General features: G+C 52.4%; 18 protein-coding genes and 1 pseudogene. 12 read left to right on the plus strand and 7 right to left on the minus strand.

The window, feature by feature from the left end; all coding sequences use genetic code 11:
- Positions 1-291: 291 nt before the first annotated feature.
- The 4 genes from L855_RS00785 to L855_RS00800 all read right to left on the minus strand — a co-directional run bounded on the left by L855_RS00785 (position 292) and on the right by L855_RS00800 (position 5,819).
- The gene (locus L855_RS00785; RefSeq protein ID WP_159783241.1) at positions 292-1,671 is read right to left on the minus strand and encodes a hypothetical protein; all 1,380 of its coding nucleotides are present in this window, start codon (positions 1,669-1,671) and stop codon (positions 292-294) included.
- 388 nt (positions 1,672-2,059) lie between these two features.
- On the minus strand, positions 2,060-2,467 hold the full coding sequence (atpC, locus tag L855_RS00790; RefSeq protein ID WP_159783243.1) for an ATP synthase F1 subunit epsilon: 408 nt from the start codon (positions 2,465-2,467) through the stop codon (positions 2,060-2,062).
- 79 nt (positions 2,468-2,546) lie between these two features.
- Positions 2,547-4,001: a F0F1 ATP synthase subunit beta gene (gene atpD / locus L855_RS00795; RefSeq protein ID WP_159783245.1), complete on the minus strand. Its 1,455-nt coding sequence runs from the start codon at positions 3,999-4,001 to the stop codon at positions 2,547-2,549.
- A 252-nt stretch (positions 4,002-4,253) separates the two neighbouring features.
- Positions 4,254-5,819 (minus strand): CPBP family intramembrane glutamic endopeptidase, encoded by a 1,566-nt coding sequence (locus L855_RS00800; protein WP_159783247.1) that lies wholly within the window; start codon positions 5,817-5,819, stop codon positions 4,254-4,256.
- A gap of 97 nt (positions 5,820-5,916) precedes the next feature.
- Between L855_RS00800 and L855_RS00805 the strand changes: the two genes are divergently transcribed.
- On the plus strand, positions 5,917-7,425 hold the full coding sequence (locus L855_RS00805; protein ID WP_159783249.1) for a DEAD/DEAH box helicase family protein: 1,509 nt from the start codon (positions 5,917-5,919) through the stop codon (positions 7,423-7,425).
- Positions 7,426-8,054: 629 nt separating this feature from the next.
- Here the strand turns inward: L855_RS00805 and L855_RS00815 are convergent.
- The 3 genes from L855_RS00815 to L855_RS00825 all read right to left on the minus strand — a co-directional run bounded on the left by L855_RS00815 (position 8,055) and on the right by L855_RS00825 (position 9,592).
- Positions 8,055-8,441, minus strand: a complete 387-nt coding sequence (locus L855_RS00815) for a type II toxin-antitoxin system VapC family toxin (RefSeq protein WP_159783250.1) — start codon at positions 8,439-8,441, stop codon at positions 8,055-8,057.
- Entirely contained in the window at positions 8,441-8,662 is a 222-nt protein-coding gene (locus tag L855_RS00820) for a DUF2281 domain-containing protein (RefSeq protein ID WP_159783252.1), read from the minus strand. The genes L855_RS00815 and L855_RS00820 overlap by 1 nt, the downstream gene beginning before the upstream one ends.
- A gap of 220 nt (positions 8,663-8,882) precedes the next feature.
- Positions 8,883-9,592 (minus strand): IS1 family transposase gene (locus tag L855_RS00825; RefSeq protein WP_219729836.1). Its coding sequence is split into 2 segments (ribosomal slippage): positions 8,883-9,295 and positions 9,295-9,592, totalling 711 coding nucleotides; the frame shifts between segments, so codons are not numbered across the junction.
- Between the two features lie 208 nt (positions 9,593-9,800).
- On the opposite strand from L855_RS00825, the gene glcD reads away from it, so the two are divergent.
- The 11 genes and pseudogenes from glcD (at position 9,801) to chlP (ending at position 18,787) form a co-directional block, all read left to right on the plus strand.
- Entirely contained in the window at positions 9,801-11,270 is a 1,470-nt protein-coding gene (gene glcD / locus L855_RS00830) for a glycolate oxidase subunit GlcD (protein ID WP_159783254.1), read from the plus strand.
- Between the two features lie 21 nt (positions 11,271-11,291).
- Entirely contained in the window at positions 11,292-11,441 is a 150-nt protein-coding gene (locus L855_RS00835) for a hypothetical protein (protein WP_159783256.1), read from the plus strand.
- A 15-nt stretch (positions 11,442-11,456) separates the two neighbouring features.
- Entirely contained in the window at positions 11,457-12,611 is a 1,155-nt protein-coding gene (locus L855_RS00840) for a hydrogenase (RefSeq protein ID WP_159783258.1), read from the plus strand.
- Positions 12,612-12,688: 77 nt separating this feature from the next.
- Positions 12,689-13,156, plus strand: a complete 468-nt coding sequence (locus L855_RS00845; RefSeq protein ID WP_159783260.1) for a DUF3119 family protein — start codon at positions 12,689-12,691, stop codon at positions 13,154-13,156.
- Between the two features lie 54 nt (positions 13,157-13,210).
- Positions 13,211-14,926, plus strand: coding sequence for a DUF3086 domain-containing protein (locus L855_RS22345; protein WP_343039227.1), 1,716 nt, complete (start codon positions 13,211-13,213; stop codon positions 14,924-14,926).
- A gap of 157 nt (positions 14,927-15,083) precedes the next feature.
- The gene (locus tag L855_RS22350) at positions 15,084-15,479 is read left to right on the plus strand and encodes a type IIL restriction-modification enzyme MmeI (RefSeq protein WP_343039350.1); all 396 of its coding nucleotides are present in this window, start codon (positions 15,084-15,086) and stop codon (positions 15,477-15,479) included.
- Positions 15,480-15,933: 454 nt separating this feature from the next.
- Complete coding sequence (locus tag L855_RS00855; protein WP_246198670.1) at positions 15,934-16,089, plus strand: DUF2281 domain-containing protein; 156 nt, start codon at positions 15,934-15,936, stop codon at positions 16,087-16,089.
- Between the two features lie 127 nt (positions 16,090-16,216).
- The gene (locus L855_RS00860; RefSeq protein WP_159790888.1) at positions 16,217-16,468 is read left to right on the plus strand and encodes a UPF0175 family protein; all 252 of its coding nucleotides are present in this window, start codon (positions 16,217-16,219) and stop codon (positions 16,466-16,468) included.
- A 10-nt stretch (positions 16,469-16,478) separates the two neighbouring features.
- Positions 16,479-16,949: pseudogene (locus L855_RS23010) on the plus strand (PIN domain-containing protein).
- 86 nt (positions 16,950-17,035) lie between these two features.
- Entirely contained in the window at positions 17,036-17,197 is a 162-nt protein-coding gene (locus L855_RS00870) for a GIY-YIG nuclease family protein (protein WP_246198671.1), read from the plus strand.
- 369 nt (positions 17,198-17,566) lie between these two features.
- A complete protein-coding gene (chlP, locus tag L855_RS00875) occupies positions 17,567-18,787 on the plus strand; it encodes a geranylgeranyl reductase (protein ID WP_219729839.1) in 1,221 nt (406 codons plus the stop codon).
- Positions 18,788-18,882 lie beyond the last annotated feature (95 nt).

Genomic DNA, 18,882 nt, shown 5'->3' on the forward strand with positions numbered 1-18,882 from the left:
CCGAGACGAAACACGGCCAGTCGTCGGTGCTCTTTCTGATCTTTGGATTTGTAGGGAAGGCAGTAGGCAGCAGGCAGTAGGGAAGAGGCAAAAGATAGGGAATAGGGAACAGGGAACAGGGGGGAGAAGGCAAGAGGCAAGAGGCAAGAGGCAAGAGGCAAGAGGAGAATCATAAAGTCACCGTCGCGGTAGGATGCGTCCCGGCATCCGTTCGGGTTGTGACCTAGTCCCGTCAACTGTAAGCGAAAAATTTTTCGCCCCTACAAGCCGGAACGCATTGCTTATTTATCGTCAATTCGTCGCGATACGGTTTAAGACCTGCTCCGCCTCTTCCAGGGTCGTTTCCGAGACATTCTCCTGTTCGGCCAGCCAAGTCATCGCCTCAGCTTGTCCTCGGTCGAGCGATCGCACAATCACTCCCCAAAACATCGCTTCTTGATTGGTGGGGTTGACGCGAACCATGGCCTCAATCCGTCGCCAGAGCCGATGGGTATCTGAGGAAAGCATGGAGATGACATCAGACATTTCATTTTCGCCAAGGCCATCTAGGATGGTGGTGGACTCGCTCCAGCGGCCATCCAGTAAGGCAGTTAGCAGTTTCTGACTAGGACTAGCCCAGGAGGCATCGGCCTGAGCGGAGACAATTTCGGCATGAAAGGCAATCTTATCTAACTGACTTTGAGCCTCAGATGTCCATTGACTGCCTCGTTCCTGTTTGAGAGAGCGCAAAATGGACTCGGCCTCGGACCATAAGCCATTACGAGCCAGCAGTAGGGCATTTTGATAGGTGCGGCTGTCTAAAGCAGGTTCATTAAGGGATAGGGGGACTAGCTGCACAGGATTCGGTAAGAAGTTGCGCGATCGCAGTTGATAGATGCCAAAATCCGGCTCTAGTCCGACGGTGCGATCGACCACAAACTCAGGTCGTCCTCTCCCAGTGAACTCTTCCCATTGGGGCAACTGTCCTGCCGGAGAGGTCCATTGCAACATCAAACTGAGGCTGTAACGACTGGGGTTGTAGTGATACACCTGGCCGTAACTCAGCCCCCCCTCTCCGGTGTCTCGTTCTCCAATGAGATTAAACCAAAGTCCGTCAGCCGGGGCATTCTCCGTCAAGGCTTGTAGGTGAGTCAGTGGGAGGGGACGGGTTGAACCGGGGGCCAGGGATCTGGCGTTGACTAATGGCGCAATGGCGTAGGATTCCGCTGGGCCGGTGACAGAAATTTCTGCGGTGAGATAGAACAACGAGGACTCCTCAGGATTCCAACCGGGGGAGACTCGCTGATAAATCTGGAGGGCCACAATTTCAAAACATTGCTTGCCACAGGGTTCAGAGCGTTGTTGTAAGACGGGTAGCAACAAATCCGGTTCGACACTGGCCCCAGGGATTTCGATGGGTTCAGCTGGGGTATAGCCACTGTCTTCGATGCGATCGCGGATATCGCTTAAGGTTTCGGGGCGATTGGAGGATTGAAAGCCTAGCTGAGTCCAGTCAGGAAGATTATCCGACAGCCAGCGGGCGGAATCGGGGTCAATAATGAGTTTGGCCCCCAGCCACACTCCCCCGGTGATGCTGCCAAATGCACCGGCCCAGACCGCTGCAAGGCCCACTTGCAGCAGTATATCTCTCCAGGGAAACCAAGACTTACGACGCTGTAGAGGTTGTCTCATAAGAAAGGCAAGAGGGAAGAGAAGGCAACAGGGAATAGGGAACAGGGGGAAGAAGGCAGTAGGCAGTAGGCAGTAGGCAGGAGGCAGTAGGGGGAACCACATAGAAGCGTCCCCTTGTGGTCGGCGAGCGATAGCCGAGCCTTGGTCGCGCTGCTCATGGGAAGTCTCTATTACTGTCAACGATCAAGGCTCAAGCGTCAACTGGTTACGGATAACTTTCTTGAGTTTTAGACTTATTAAAATAAACAATTTTGATGATTTTAAATCATACCTAGAGACAATTAATGGAATTCAGTATGTCCTAAGTAATTTGTCTTTTTGGGGTAATAAAAAGGGGGCGATCGCGCGATCGCCCCTCATTGGCTCCAACAACGCGAACGGATCTGGCTTACACAGAACCGCCAGCGGCTTGAAACCGGGCCCGGGCGCGTTTGAGGGCTTGTTTGGCTTGGATTTGCTCCTGTTTGGTGCCATCAGCGGCCTTGGCGGCTCGTTCCTTGGCCTCTTCATAGGCGCTGCGAGCCTTCTCTAAATCGATATCAGCGCCTCGCTCGGCTCCATTGACTAAGATGGTCACTAAATCGTTATCCACCTCAGCAAAGCCACCCATCAGGGCAATGGGAACCCACTCTTTGCCAGGACGTACCCGCATCACACCCGTATCTAGGGCGCTTAACAGAGGGGCGTGCCCTCCCAAAATGCCTAATTGTCCCGTGGTACTTGGCAGAATCACCTCATCGGCCTCAGCTTCCCAGACCGTCTTGTCCGGGGCAATGACGCGAACTTGTAAACTCATAATCCTTTAATTGTTTCTGACAGTGAATCGAGGGGTAGCCCCAAGGAACTACCCCAAAACAGTCTTAGTCCGGCAAATCCTAGGATTCAGCCTTCATTTTCTCAGCCTTAGCTTTGGCTTCGTTGATGTCACCGACCAAGTAGAAGGCTTGCTCAGGGAGGTGATCGAGTTCACCGTTGAGGATCATTTGGAATCCTTTGATGGTGTCTTCGAGTTTGACATATTTCCCAGGCGCACCGGTGAAGATTTCTGCCACAAAGAAGGGTTGAGACAAGAAACGTTCGATTTTACGAGCGCGGGCCACCGTCTGACGGTCATCTTCGGACAACTCATCTAAACCCAGAATGGCGATGATGTCTTGCAGTTCTTTGTAGCGTTGCAGCGTGGATTGAACGGAACGAGCCGTATCGTAATGTTCCTGACCCACAATCTCGGGTTGTAACATCGTCGAGGTGGAGTCGAGGGGGTCAACCGCCGGATAAATCCCTTTGGAGGCTAACGCACGAGAGAGTACCGTGGTGGCATCCAAGTGGGCAAAGGTGGTGGCAGGAGCGGGGTCAGTCAAGTCATCCGCAGGGACGTAGACCGCTTGAATCGAAGTAATCGACCCTTCTTTGGTGGAGGTAATGCGTTCTTGCAATTCACCCATTTCCGTCCCCAGAGTAGGCTGATATCCCACCGCAGAGGGCATCCGTCCCAGAAGTGCCGACACCTCAGAACCCGCTTGCACGAAGCGGAAGATGTTGTCGATAAACAGCAGCACGTCTAATTTCGAGACATCACGGAAATATTCCGCCATGGTCAGCGCCGACAGGCCCACCCGCATCCGAGCACCGGGGGGTTCATTCATTTGACCGTACACCAGGGCAACTTTGGAGTTCTCAAAGTTGTCCTTGTCAATCACACCGGAATCGAGCATCTCGTTGTAGAGGTCATTCCCTTCACGAGTGCGTTCACCCACACCACCGAACACGGACACACCCCCGTGAGCTTTGGCGATGTTGTTAATCAGTTCCATAATGATGACGGTTTTACCGACACCAGCACCCCCAAACAAGCCCACTTTACCGCCACGACGGTAGGGAGCTAGCAGGTCAACCACTTTAATTCCGGTTTCCTGAATGGAAGGTTTGGTCTCGAGTTCCGTCAGTTTAGGAGCGCTGCGGTGAATGGGGGAGGTCTCACTACCGGTAACCTCACCCTGTTCATCCACGGTTTCACCAAGGACGTTGAAGATGCGTCCCAGGGTCACTTTACCCACGGGAACGCTAATCGCAGAACCGGTATCAATCACGTCCATTCCCCGAACCAACCCGTCGGTGGAACTCATCGAGACGGCGCGAACTTGGTTGTCGCCGAGCAGTTGTTGCACTTCGCAGGTGATGGAGATGTCTTCTCCAGCCTGGTTTTTAGCGGTAACTTTGAGGGCGTTATAGATGCTGGGCATCTTACCCGTGGGGAATTTGGCATCGATAACGGGACCGATGATCTGGGTAATGTAGCCCGTATTGGTTTTTTCTGCCGTGCTGACCATGCTTGTCTCTATTTAATGTAAATCGTCTATCAATTTGGAAGGGTGGCTATTACTTCGAGTTCAAATATGCCATCCTCAAGCCTATCACCTTTGTTGGACACAAGGAACAGGGAGGGGGAAGGCAAGAGGCAAGAGGCAAGGGGCAAGGGGCAAGACGGGGGTAGGGGGTGTTCGGGCATCAATTCAGGTTGGACTTGGACGACTGGCTTAGAACTTGCCTGAACATAACGCTTGGGCAAGGGGCAAGAGGGGTTAGGTGGCGCCGCCGCCTAGGATGATGAGGCTGACGAGGGTACCACTGTTCCAGAGTCCGTGCATGAGCATGGCCGCTAGGAGGTTGCGCGATCGCGTGTAGGTGATGCCTAAGACAATCCCTAGGGTGGCGAGAGGCAGAACCTCGGAGACACTGAGATGGGCGACGGCAAAAATCAGGGAACTGACCAGAATGGCTCCCCAGACGGGCAGATAACGGGTGAGGGACGGGAGCAGAAAGCCTCGGAAGATTAATTCTTCAAAGACGGGGGCTAGAACGGAGGCGGTCAAAAAAAAGCAGGTGATGGCGACCCAGTCTTGGCCTTCTAGGGCTATTTCTAAGATGGGATTACTGCCGCCTTTGCCATCCCAAAGCTCTTGGTTGAGTAATGAGATGCCCAAGACTAAGGGAACAGCGGCGATATAGCCACCAAAGCCCCAACTTAGTCCGGGGAGAAGCCGGAAACGAAACCAGTCTTCTCTCAGAGGGAAATGGGGGGTTAGGGACCGGTACAGCACTCCTAAGGCGGCGGCGGCTGAGAGGAGGTAACTCAGGAAAATGGAGATGGCTTGCCAACGGCTTGAGTCTAGGTCAGCTTCTAGGTTTGCGAGTTCATAGAACTGGGGAAGTATGATGCTGGCACTTAAGGCTTGTCCAATAAAGAAGACCAGAAAAAAGCCCACAACAATGACTTGGGCAATGGTTTCCCAGCCCCAATTTAACTCCCAAGCCTCTCCTTTGTTTTGTGCTAAAATCGAGGTTTCTCCTTTTAAGAATAACTGACCCAATAAGAACAAAAGCAAGATTGTTCCTAACAGTAATGTAACCCCAGAAATCAAGACTAAAACAATGAGTCTGATAAACGTTTTTTGGGCAATCTCTTGCTCGTTGGCTTCTAAAGCGGCTAGGGCGTCATCCTCTTGTTGGACTTGATAGAGTTGGGAGAGGGCACGATAGCGGAACCATCCCGAGAGGTTGTTGGTGAGGATGGCTTCGGGATTGTTGCTGGCTGGAGGGGACTGGTTCCAGAGGTCGATGAGGATGACGGCTGTCCTGGCTTTGGCGTTGTCACTGACGTTAACGTTGCGAGTGGTGGAGTCTAAGTTTTCTCGGAGATTGCGCCAAAGACTGAGGGCTTCCTCGGGGCGATCGCCGTGGGCTAACAAAATCGCCAAACGGAGTTCTAGAGTAGATTTGAGGTCTTCGGCTTGCCGAATGGCCCCGTCGAGTTGATTCAACTCCGGTAAGCCGTTGACGGGGGAGTCGGAGAGGAGAAGCCGTTGTTCCTGGTTGTCCTCTAAGGTGCGTCGAACGGAGTTTAGGGCATCTCGATATTGGGCGATCGCCGTCTCATAGACATCTTCCCCAATCAGTCCCCCGGGTACGTCATTGAGATCCCATTCCTCCGGGGGGTCCCATTCGGCGGCTTGGAGGGATAAATTGGTTTGGGCTAAGTCGAGGCGACTTTGAATTTGGGGCTGTTGCCAACTGCTAAATAGGGCGAACGCCACCACCACGGTGGTTAAAACTGAGAGAATCAGGAGGATAACTTGTCTGGGGGACATGGCAGGGGACGATAGAGTGAGAAAACAGGCTAAGGATAGATCTCCTCAACTAGCCTACATGATTCCCCTCATCCCTGTTGTTTTAGCTTGAGTGGTTATGCCTCGACTCCCTACGTTGACCTTCGATCGCGGAACGTTACTACTACATCCCCCACCTCGGGCCAAAGGCTGGATTGAGTTCGCCACCTGGGATGATCGCGTTGAGAAGTTTCGTATTCGGGGTCTGGATTATCGCCCACTGGTGGAAAGTCTCTGGGCGGAAGGAGTGCAGTTTGAGGATCAGGCCCGGGGTTTTAGTCCTCTGGAGTTGGATTGTCGCTTATCCCTGAAACCCTATCCTCACCAAGAGGAGGCCTTGGCGGCCTGGAAACAGGCGGGCCGTTGTGGGGTGGTGGTGTTACCGACGGCGGCGGGAAAGACCTATTTAGCCCAACTCTGTTTACAGGAAACCCCTCGCAGTACCTTGATTGTGGTGCCGACGTTGGATTTGATGCACCAATGGTATGCGAATCTGAAAAATGCCTTTCCCAATGCGGATATTGGCTTGTTGGGGGGCGGTTCGCGCGATCGCAGTGCCATTTTAGTGGCCACCTATAATAGTGCGGCGATTCATGCTGAGGGGTTGGGCCATCTCTACGGAACCCTGATTTTTGATGAATGTCACCATCTCCCCAGTGACTTTTTTCGGGTGATTGCTGAATATGCGATCGCCCCCTATCGTCTCGGCTTAACCGCAACCCCGGAACGCAGTGATGGTAAACATCAGGATTTAAACCATCTGATTGGGGAACAAGTCTATCGCCGCAGCCCCGAGGATTTAGCGGGCAATGCCCTGGCTGAACATCGCATTGAACAGATTAAAGTGCAACTGTCTCCCGAGGAACGCGATCGCTATCAGCACCTCATCACTTGTCGCAACGAGTTTTTAGAAAAGTCCCGGATTAGTCTCAGCAGTCTCCAGGGATGGCAAACCTTCATTAAAGCCAGTGCGGGGTCAACAGAAGGACGACGGGCCATGAAGGCCCACCATGAAGCCAAGGCGATCGCCCTGGGAACCGAGGCCAAACTGCGGGTATTAGAAGACCTCCTAGAGCAACATTACCCCGAACCCATCCTCATTTTCACCAACGACAACGCCACGGTTTACCGCATTTCCCAAAACCTCCTCATTCCCGCCATCACCCATCAAACCCCAGTCAAGGAACGCCACGAGGTGCTATCTCGTTTCCGCAATGGCGACTATCGCACCCTCGTCGCCTCCCATGTCCTCAACGAAGGGGTGGATGTCCCCGAGGCCCGCGTGGCGATTCTCCTATCTGGGAGTGGGTCCAACCGGGAATATATCCAACGACTGGGGCGAGTCTTGCGGCGTGGGAATGACCCGGGGAAGCAGGCGATTCTCTACGAGGTTATTTCTGAAAACACCAGTGAAGAACGCACCTCCAAGCGTCGCCGAGGGGAGTCCCAGGACCGCAACGCCAAGCCTCGTCCCCTAACCCTCGTCTCGAAGCCTGACGATCCCATTCCTCTCTATGATCGCCCCTCCCGTCGGTCTCAACCCCGCGCCGCTGAGGAGGGTTCTCGCTATAGTGATGAGGAGGAATAGATAACGTGAGTTCAGCTTACCCCCAACTCAGATCACCTCTGGCGACCAAATCTCAAGGATGGGATAGGGTAGAGAAATTGCAGGAGGATACCCAGCATTTAATGGCTAGGGGATGGCTATGATTATTGTGAGTGATACTTCTTTTGTTAAGTGGGTTTGATGTTCCTCAAATTACCATTGAAGTAACAGCATACCAGATTATGCCCTTGATTGACTATTTAAGAGAGGGAGCAATTTTAAGTGAATTTAGTAACTTGTCAAAACACCGACAAACACAACTAGAAGAATACCTTAATTTTCTTTGGTAAAAAGAGAAAAAAATTCGGCAAATTAAGAAGCCTATAGCGTTTGTGGGGGTCAAACAAACCGGGTTTATGACAGCATCTGGTGTCTATTCAAAAAATCCAATAAAGAAACCCGGATTCTCAGCGGCGAGGATAGAGTAGAACCGAGTTAGTGTCCCCTGGGTGGCAATGAATGAACCCAGGGTTCAGGCTTATCTCTCCCTAACTCAAGAATTCTTCGACTATCCTAATGAAGGAAATATCTACTCATCGAACTCCCTAAAGATTATAAGTTTACATTTTTAATGAAACAGCCCTACTTAGGTGGGAGTGGTATTCGATAAACTACCAAAGTTTTTCTACTTCATACTGCTCAAACATACCATCTTCTGATACTAAGGTTAAAGTTTCAGATTTGGCTTGGGAAATTAATAATCGGTCAAACGGATCTCGATGATGGAAAGGTAACGTTTGCAATACCAATAAGTGCGGCAGATGAATGGGTAGAATTTCAATACCGCTGGGAAGGATGAAATTGATGACAATTTGTTCGAGTGGGATTGCCAGTTCGAGTTTACCAAGGCTAGCTTTAATGGTTATTTCCCAGAGGCTAACAATACTTAGATGCAACGTGTTACTTTCATCTTCGATGGCTTGCCTTGCGGTTTGGCTAAGTTTTGGGTTGCCGTCTATCAGCCAAATAAAGATGTGTGTATCTAACAATAAGCGCATCACATATACTCAGCAAAATCATTAAGGGGTGCATTGAAGTCTTCGGTAATCTTGATTTTGCCCTGCATACAACCAAATAAATTTTTACGGCTGATTTTTTTGTCTACAAATAGGTTCGGCTGTTGTTGCCACTGGGTAATTAAGTAGGAAACGAGTTGCAACTGCTCTTGGCGATCGAGTTGGGTGATTTCTGCTAAGACTTTTTCTAGGAGAGGACTCATGATCTACCTCAATTGTGGGGTTATGTTGATTGTACTACTTGGGGAGAAGTTGGGGTAAAGCAGGGGATGAGAAGCCGGGGGCTGTAGCCAAAAACCCGGTTTCTGACCTCAGGACTGAAACCGGGTTTTTGGGAGAGTTTAGGGAGAAAACGAGCAGATGAACGCAACCTGGTTTCTGGGTTTTGGGAGTGGCGGGGATGGGGTAAAATCCCGGGTAGTACTAAAGAGGTAATGATGCGTTGTAGTGGTGAATAAAATTCCACAGGAGGCTGATGTGATTACGTAAACTTTTAGAGAAGGCTAAGCTGCGTCGGACAAAGCGTGAAACCCTTTGCCTGAGGGTATTGTTAAACCGTTCAATGTAACTGGTCTTGCCACTCGACTTACTGACGACCCGGTGTCGTTTGCTCGGCAGCACCTGCCGGTAAGCCTCCCAAGCGTCAGTGTAGATCACAGCACATTGCCGATAGACTGTGGGTAGGGAATCCCAGAGGTTTTGCGCACTCTCGGCAGCGCGAGAACCGACATAAGCGCCGATCATCTCACGGGTCTCGGCATCGAGAGCTAACCAGACCCATTGTTTGTTGCCCTTGTGATCCACAAACGACCAAAGTTCATCACATTGCACCGTCATCGGCCCTTTTTTTTTGGACTGACAGCGACTTGCCTGTGTGTCTGGGCGGCTTTACAGTTGACATAGTCTTGCAGCCATTGCTCAGACACCTGAACCGCCCGGGCAATTCCAGCCATCGGGATGCGTTCTAGCAAGAGCCGGTCAATGAGTTCGCGAGTCGGGGTGTCGATGACCTTATTGGTTGGGTTTTTGACAAACTGACGACCACAGTTACGGCATAGATACCGTTGCTTGCCCGTGTGGATGTGGCCATTTTTGACGGTTCGCTTAGAATTGCAATCAGGGCAGTGAGGCATGGGGGTTGTTCTGTCGCTTCATGATCATCCTAACAAATCCATCATTACCTCTCTAGTACTACCTTCCCCGAGAACTCCCATCAAATCCATTCTGGACTGGAATTGAAACCCTGATTTCAGGGACAAGGAACGGGAATTGTAGCGAGACAGCTCGCGGTAAAATGGGGCAATCGAAGCATCCCATCCCCCCAAACCGCGACTCTCTCCTATGTTTTCCACCCAAACCTCCCCCAACTGGAAACGCATCGCCAAAGACTTTGAAGCCATCATCGGCAAAAACGGCGTTATCCGTCGCAAGGAAGAACTCCTCACCTACGAATGTGACGGACTCGCCAGTTATCGGCAAAAACCCGCCCTCGTCGTCCTCCCCCGAACCACCGAACAAGTGGCCGAAGCCGTGGCCCTGTGCGATCGCCTCAACCTGCCCTGGGTGGCCCGTGGCGCGGGAACAGGCCTCTCCGGGGGCGCACTCCCCGAACCCGATAGCGTCCTCATTGTCACCGCCCTGATGCGGAAAATCCTCGATATTGACTACGACAATCAGCGGGTGGTTGTGCAACCCGGAGTGATTAACAACTGGGTGACACAAGCCGTCAGTGGGGCAGGATTTTACTACGCCCCAGATCCCTCCAGTCAGATTATCTGTTCCATTGGCGGCAATGTGGCGGAAAACTCCGGCGGAGTTCACTGTCTCAAATATGGCGTCACCACGAACCATGTCTTGGGCTTAACTGTCGTACTTCCTGATGGCAGTATCACGCAACTTGGCGGCGAGATTCCTGAAATGCCGGGATATGACGTAACCGGGCTATTTGTGGGGTCAGAAGGAACTCTGGGAATCGCCACGGAAATCACCCTCAAACTCCTGAAAACTCCCGAATCCATTGCGGTGGTTCTGGCGGACTTTACCAGTATTGAAGCGGCGGGGGCTGCGGTGGGGGCGATTACTTCAGCGGGGATTGTCCCAGCGGGGATGGAGATGATGGATAACCTCAGTATTAACGCTGTGGAGGATGTGGTGGCCACCGGTTGTTATCCTCGGGATGCGGAGGCGATTCTCTTGGTGGAACTCGATGGCTTAGATGTGGAAGTGGCGGAGGTGACGCGGCGAGTGACGCAGGTTTGTCAGGAGAATGGGGCGCGGACGGTGACGGTGGCGGAGGATGCCGAGACTCGGGCGAAACTCTGGAAGGGACGCAAGGCGGCGTTTGCAGCGGCGGGCCATCTTAGTCCTGATTACTATGTCCAAGATGGGGTGATTCCTCGCACTCGTTTGGCGGAGGTGTTAGGGGAGATTGAGGCCCTGAGTCAACGGAGTGGTTATCGCATTGCCAATGTTTTTCACGCGGGGGATGGGAATTTGCATCCTTTGGTTCTCTATGACAATGGCGTTGAGGGACAGTTGGAGGAGGTTGAGGAAGTCGGCGGTGAGATTCTCAAACTCTGCGTGAAGGCGGGGGGATCGATTTCTGGGGAACATGGCATTGGGGCGGATAAACGCTGTTATATGCCGGAAATGTTTACGGATGCGGATCTCGATACGATGAAATGGGTACGAGATGCCTGGAATCCTAAAGGGTTAGCCAATCCCGGTAAGATTTTTCCGACCCCTCGGACTTGTGGTGAGGGGGCGGTTCATCCCAAGGCGAAGGCCTATCCGGGTGTACCGCAGTTTTAGTTGGCTCGTTGACTTCTGTTGTTGGGCGATCGCACCGGGGTGATGGCGGGCTACAATGCCTTTCGGGGAAATGCCTTTCGGGGAAATGCCTTTCGGGGAACTTCTGAGAGTGCAGCCGGTTCGTCTGACTACACCACTATCGGCGATCGCCAACTGTTTGTTTATATCTGACGCTTGTTTGAGACTATGAAACCTGATCGAACCGTTTTACTGAATCAACTCACCAGTTTGGAAGCCCAAATTGCTCAACTCGGGGCCATTCATGATGGCATGACCTGGGGGGAGGTGAAACGCTTCCTGCAATCCCAACCCGCCGTCATGGCAGGAGATACTAAAGCCCAGGCGATCGCCATCTTAGACCGCTTCGATGCCCTCGATCACCGGGAACAGCCAGGCTTCCAACCGTTAATTCAATTCAAACAGCAGGTTCGCTTATTCCGCAATCAGGTCAGTAATGCCCCGGCGAATCAACTTCCGGCGGATGTCAATGACTTGCTGAGTGGTAAACATCCCGTCGCCCAACTTCTCAAAGCTGTGGATGAAGGGGATAGCCTCAATGATGCCCAATGGGCCACCCTCCAGCCCAGCTTAGAAAAAATCTTTGGGCAAACCGTCGCGATCGCCGCCTCCCGAGGCAAACTCTATGTTAGCCAAGTTGCCCCAACTCCTCAACCGGTAGCGGCGCCCCCATCTAGCCTCTCAGAGACGACTCCCTTAGCCTCGCAAACCGTTCCCACCCCCAAAGCCGAACAAGTCCGTCCCCAAATTAGCGGCGGGGCGGATTTATTGATGTGGGGAGATGCTACGGAAACCACGACAGCCACAAAACCCGCTCAACCTCAGCCAACCCAACCGCAACCGGCATCAGGAGACGAACCCTTGATTGTCTTCGGGGCCAAAAGTCTCACTGGGGGGACGCAAACCGGTTCGATGCCCTTAACTATCTTGGTGCATATCCAAGGGTTGGGCGATCGCCAATTCGCCTCGAAAGAGTTTGCCGGAACTCGGGGCCAATCTCGCGGCTTGGAAGGGTTCCAACTCCGCCTCGCCAATGCCCTCCCCGGCGTAAAACTCGAATATATGGCTCATATCTCCGGTGTCGGGGATACCCCCTGGGTGAGCGAAGGACAATATCTCGGCAGTCGGGGGGAAAACCGGCAAGTGGAAGGCTTTGCCATTCGCTTGACGGGAGAGTCCGCCAGCCGGTACATTGTCCGCTATTCTGGGCATATTCAGAATATGGGCGATACCCCAGTCATGGGGGATGGTCAGTATTGCGGAACTCGGGGTAAATCCTTACGAGTGGAAGGCTTCCGGGTTTGGGTGGAGTCTCGTAACTAACTCGTCGAGGAGGGGGGATTGCCTCACCTAGGCCATGCCTCTCTCCTTGGAACTGACCCTCTAGAACTGGTTAAAATATGATCGTCGATGCAGGCGAGGTGCGATCGCCCAGCCGATGTTTGTTGTTTTTAGGGGATTTGCCTGTGACTTCTACCTCACCCTCAACTCGCGTTGAACTTGAACCCATTGTTGAACTCGAACCGAGTTACGTCATCCCCGTATTTCTGGTGGTACTGGCGATTCCTCTGATGATGGTGCAGATTTGGCTGGCGGCGGCGATCGCCCTGTTTGGCCTCTTCTTAATGGTCCAAGCGGCAACCATTCGCCTCGAATTTACCCAGACAGACCTGGATGTTTACCGTTCAGATTCTCTAATTCGTCGCTTTCCCTACTCCGAATGGCTCAATTGGCAGATTTTCTGGCAGCCGGTTCCCATTTTGTTCTATTTCCGGGAAGTCAATAGCATTCACTTTCTCCCGGTGTTGTTTAATGCCAAAATGCTACGCAACTGCCTCGAACAACGCTGTCCCCAATCCTCTCCCTAACCGCCGAGGCTCATTACCGTATATCTGCCTGTTTGTCAACCCCTAGGAATCGAGATGACTTTAGAGGAAAACACCCCCTACGGACCCCCCAAACCCCACCCCAACTCAGAGGACTGGGACGTTGATGCCGAGTCAGTCCCCGTTGAACCCTCTCCCTGGGAAGATGACCCCGACCCCCAGCCACAGGGAGAGATGGGGCAATCTGGGGGAACTCAAGGGGAGGAGTCTGGGCTACCCGAAGGGGCGATCGCACCCCTTGGCGAACCCCTACAAGCCGGACTCGATTCCTCCGACTCCTCCACATCAGAAGACTCCAACGCCGGCTTTTATGATGACGAAACCAGCAATTGGCAGGATGAGGACAGCAACTGGGATAACGATTCCGACGAGTATGCCGACTATGAGAGCATCTCCCATGACCCCCCTCCCGGAGATATGATCCGGGAACCCGTCAACGAGAGGGCTTGGCAGGATCATGACGACGACGACGATGACGTTAGCGCGACTCCCGTAGCCTCTGAACTGACCGAACCTGAGGAGTCCATGGCCGTCATGGTGTCACCTATCTCCGCCGCCAACGATTCCCAAGACGACTCCCAAAACAAGTCCACCCGCCCCCCCAGCGGTGAAGCTGAACCCGACAAGGAGACCTGGGACCAAGCTGAACCCGAGCCAGTCTCCCCGGCTGTCGCTCAATCCTCCCCAGCCCCAGAGTCCTCTCCCCAACCCAGTCCACCCCAACCCCCATCTGAGCCAACGGCATCCCCAGCAGTGCCGATGGAGATTGACGCTCTCGAACAGCGGGCCGAGGCCTTACGAGGGGAAATCGCCCAACTCGAAAGTGCAAAACAGCAAATGCAGCAGGCTCAAGCTGAGTTGCAACGAGATTTAGGGCGCTTAGTCCAAGAAGGGGTGAGTGAACTCAAGAAACGCAAACAAGCCCTGACGGTGGATATCGAGCGGTTAGAACGCCGCCAAGAGCGTATCCGCAAAGAAATGCAAACCTCCTTCGCTGGTGTCTCCCAAGATATCGCCGTGCGAGTTCAGGGCTTCAAAAACTATCTGGTGGGCAGTTTACAAGACTTATCCGTTGCCGCCGAACAGTTGCAAATTGAGCCGCCCCCAGCCCTCGCAGCGGCGCCTAGTTCCATGGACGAACCTCCCCGCCGTCCCCGTCGAGGGGACAGGGTAGAGCGTCGCAGCGAGGCAGCTACAAGTCCCCAGTTTAGTGAACAGGGATTCCAGGAGCAACGACGCTTGATTCGTCGAGCCTTGGATCAATATCGCAACAACCCCGACTATTATGGGCCGCCCTGGCAGTTGCGTCGCACCTTTGAACCCGTCCACGCCGAACGAGTCGCCAATTGGTTTTTCAACCAGGGCGGACGGGGGGCCATGAAGTCCACCAATAGCCGCCTCCAGAATATCCTGATTGCCTCGGCGATCGCCTCAGTGCTGCATCAGATGTACAAGCGCCGTTTACGGGTATTAGTGCTAGCCAACACCCCCGAACGTCTCGGAGAATGGCGGCGCGGCTTACAGGACTGTCTCGGCATCTCTCGGGCTGACTTTGGCCCCGATCGCGGTGTGGCTCTGTTTGAAGCCCCAGAACCCCTCGCACAACGGGCTGAGCGGTTCATGCAAGCGGGACTGATGCCCCTAATTATCGTCGATGAGTCAGAAAATCAGCTCAGTCTGGGCCTGTTGCAATTCCCGCTCTGGCTCGCCTTCGCCCCCGACCCCGAATCCACCCTTGTCCGAGACTGGTAAAACCCACCATCTCGTCCCACTCATCTCGTGCCATGGCTGAAGCCGTGGCACCCCCTCAGGTGGCTCTGCCCCCATCGCCTCTTCCCTACTGCCTCTTACCTACTGCCTACTGCCTACTGCCTACTGCCTACTGCCTGCCTGTTCCCTGTTCCCTTCTATAGTTTCAGAAGGAGACGTAACCGCCAGCCTCACGGCCCTACGCGAGAGTCCAGCCACAACTCGCCAGAAAGCCAAATTCATCCTCGCCACCGATGGCCAAACCCTCGAAGCTGAAAACCTAGCCGAAGGGGAAACCCTCGCCTGTGCCTACCCCGACTTTGCCAACTATTTTGGCTTTTTCCTCCCCCTAGCCGGAATTAACACCGTCAAGCCAATCCGGGAAAACGCCTTTGACATCAAGGCTACCAGTCGCCTCAACAAACTCTATGTTGAGCTACTCAAAGAGAAGCCGGACTGGGGGATTCAAGCGCACCAGGAAGCCTTAAACCATTTCATGGCCCGGTTGAGTTTCTGTTTCTTCGCTGAAGATACCAATATCTTCCACTTCATTTAACCTAAAGGGGCGACACCGAACGCCTAGAAAAGCTGTTTGATTTATATACAAAAATGACTCACCAAAACTCCCCAAGGAAAACGTCGAGTCAGCGCAAAACTAGAGAAAAAAAATAAAGTCTCCAAGCAGCAAAACTCCTCCTCTCTAATGACTACCCTGATTATGCCACATTTCATGCCTATTACAGTATGTTTTACTTGGCAATAGCGACTCAGGAAATTGGTAAAACTTGACATTCGTAGCGATCGCAACAACGAAATCCTAGAGCGCATCTACATTGATCGCCACTTCGTTTAAAATAAAGGGGAGACACCGAACGCCTCGAAAAGCTGTTTGATGGATACAGAAAAATGAACCGCCAAAATACTCCAGGGAACAATTCGAGTCAACGCGAAGCTAAATCGCAATACAGTCATCCACAATATAAATGCAAGTAACTCACCTCTAAATAACCATGACAGCCACCGAAAAACCCTGTCAACCGATTCAAATTCTTCGAGAAAACCAAATCCAAGAAGTCCTCGATTTCGCCGAATTTATTCAGAAAAAAATCCTCCTCTATTCAGCCTATTTCCTCTTTCACTCTGACTGGAATCCGAGGCATCGATAAACGTCCCAGACCTGCCCCCATTGATGATGAACTGCAAGGAGAATACACCGATAATCTGACCCAAAACACCAGTAAGCCTTACCGTGAAAATCCCGATCAATACCACTATCGTCTCAGACCTAATCCGATGATACAAATTCAACTCAACTTACCTGAAACTGCCTTCTCTGCCCTCCGCAGTACCCCAGACGAATTCGCCCAAGAATTACTCATTGCTGCCGTAGTCAAGTGGTATGAAGTCGGGATGATTTCTCAATCCAAAGCAGCTGAAATTGCAGGCATTAACCGTCAGGCTTTTCTGCAAGCCCTTAATCGATTTGGGGTTTCCCCATTTCAGAGCACACCAGAAGAACTAACAGAGGAAGTTAGCCGTGATTAAGCGTTGGGTTGTGAATGCTTCCCCAATCATCAGTCTCACCAAGATTGACCGTATTCATTTACTCAGCGACATCTGCGATGAAGTGGTCATTCCTCAAGGTGTTGCCGATGAAATTAATCTGGGAGGCTACACCGATACGGTTGTGGCCTGGTTGGGGCAATCCGGCCAAGCATTCATTTAGCCTGCACCAGAACCTGACTCAAGGGTTTCCAGTTGGGATCTAGGGTTAGGAGAAAGTCAGGTCTTATCCTGGGCTATCAAATATTTTGCCTATGAAGCTATTATCGATGATCTAGCAGCACGGAAAGCTGCCAAGATCCTCCAAATTCCAGTCCGAGGTACTTTAGCTGTGATCATCCTAGCGAAGCAGATGAGATACATCCCATCTGTCAAGCAGGATTTAGAGAACCTTGTCCAAGTTGGTTTACGGATTAGCCCGACGGTACTCGCACAAGCCATTGCACTGGCAGGGGAGGACTGAAGGCGATGCCCTACCCCATAACTTTAATCAACACGAGTCTCCATCATGAGAGCATTAAAACAGACCTGTAAGCGTAACCAACACCTTTGAAGCTGAAACTACCCGATCGCTTTAACATCCCCGTGCAACCCAGGGAGTGGTTTCTTGTCCCACTAGAGGTCATTGAAGAGGTGGTTGAGAAAATCCAGGACGGGACTCTAGAGCAATTTCAATACGAGCCGGAGACAGCCAGCCTGCGGCAAGTGTAACACTCTCGACCCTCAACCGTCCTCGCTCATCTCGTGCCATGGCTGAGGCCGTGGTACGCCCTCGCTTGACTCTGCCCCCCCTGCGGAGACAACTGAGGAGAAGGGCGATCGCTCCCATTATACGAAGTTTTACTACCACATATTTAGGGTATTTGCAATATTTTTTAATAAAACCAAACATTAAACCGGCAAACTCCTCAAATAAACGGTAAAACTGCCGTTAATTCTGGTCTAGCCCAGCAGTTTCGTTGCAAATTATTACAATCTGTTTCATTCCGTCACAACTTCACGGGAGTCCCGTTCACAGAGCAAAATGCCATGCTACGATTCAGCATCAGATAGACGTAAGCGATGTATAGGAGAAGAACTTTGGGCATTCGGGTTGCTGTTGTTGGTTCTGGACCGGCTGGATCATCTGCCGCCGAAGTCTTGGCGAAGGCAGGCATCGAAACCTACTTGTTTGAGCGCAAGTTGGATAACGCCAAGCCTTGTGGAGGAGCCATTCCTCTCTGTATGGTCAGTGAATTTGATATCCCCCCAGAGATTGTGGACCGTCGGGTTCGCAACATGAAAATGATCTCCCCCTCCAACCGCGAGGTGGACATCCGCATTGTTAAAGAAGACGAATATATTGGAATGTGCCGCCGGGAAGTTCTCGACGGCTTTTTACGCGATCGCGCCGAAAAACTCGGAGCGAATCTCATCAACGGAACCGTCCATAAACTCGAAATTCCCACGAGCGACACCGCTCCCTACGTCATCCACTATGCCGATCACTCTGACGGTAGCCTAACCGGGGAAAACAAAACCCTGAAAGTGGATGTCGTCATCGGGGCTGACGGTGCCAACTCTCGTGTGGCCAAAGCCATCGAAGCCGGGGACTATAACTACGCCATTGCCTTCCAAGAGCGGATTCGTCTGCCGGAAGACAAAATGGTCTACTACAACGACTTGGCGGAAATGTACGTCGGTGACGACGTGTCTCCCGACTTTTACGCTTGGGTGTTCCCCAAATACGACCACGTGGCTGTGGGAACCGGAACCATGCGTGTTAACCAAGCCAAAATCAAGAAACTACAAGCAGGGATTCGCGCTCGGGCCGCTCGTCGCCTCGAAGGTGGGGAAATCATCAAGGTTGAAGCCCACCCCATCCCTGAACATCCCCGTCCTCGTCGGGTTCGTGGCCGCGTCGCCCTCGTCGGGGATGCTGCCGGAACTGTGACCAAATCCTCGGGAGAAGGGATCTACTTCGCGGCTAAATCAGCCCGGATGTGTGCTGAAACCATCGTCGAAACCACCAACGCGGGTCAGAAACTGCCCACGGAAGAGGACCTAAAACTCTACATCAAACGCTGGGATAAACAGTATGGCATAACCTACCTGGTGTTAGATCTGCTGCAACGGGTGTTCTATCGCACTGATGCCACTCGCGAAGCATTTGTGGAAATGTGCGATGACAAGGATGTGCAGAAGCTCACCTTTGACAGCTATCTCTACAAAACCGTGGTTCCTGCCAATCCTCTGGTGCAGATGAAAATCACGGCTAAAACCATTGGTAGCCTGTTGCGTGGTAACGCCCTCGCTCCCTAAGCCTCACCCTAAAACCTAAACCCTGCGCGAGAAGCTGTTACCTAGTTTCTCGCGCTTTTTTTGAGCGTCAGACCCTCCTGTCTTGGGCCCAAAAC

This window comes from Sodalinema gerasimenkoae IPPAS B-353 (assembly GCF_009846485.1).
Classification (GTDB): Bacteria; Cyanobacteriota; Cyanobacteriia; order Cyanobacteriales; family Geitlerinemataceae; genus Sodalinema; species Sodalinema gerasimenkoae.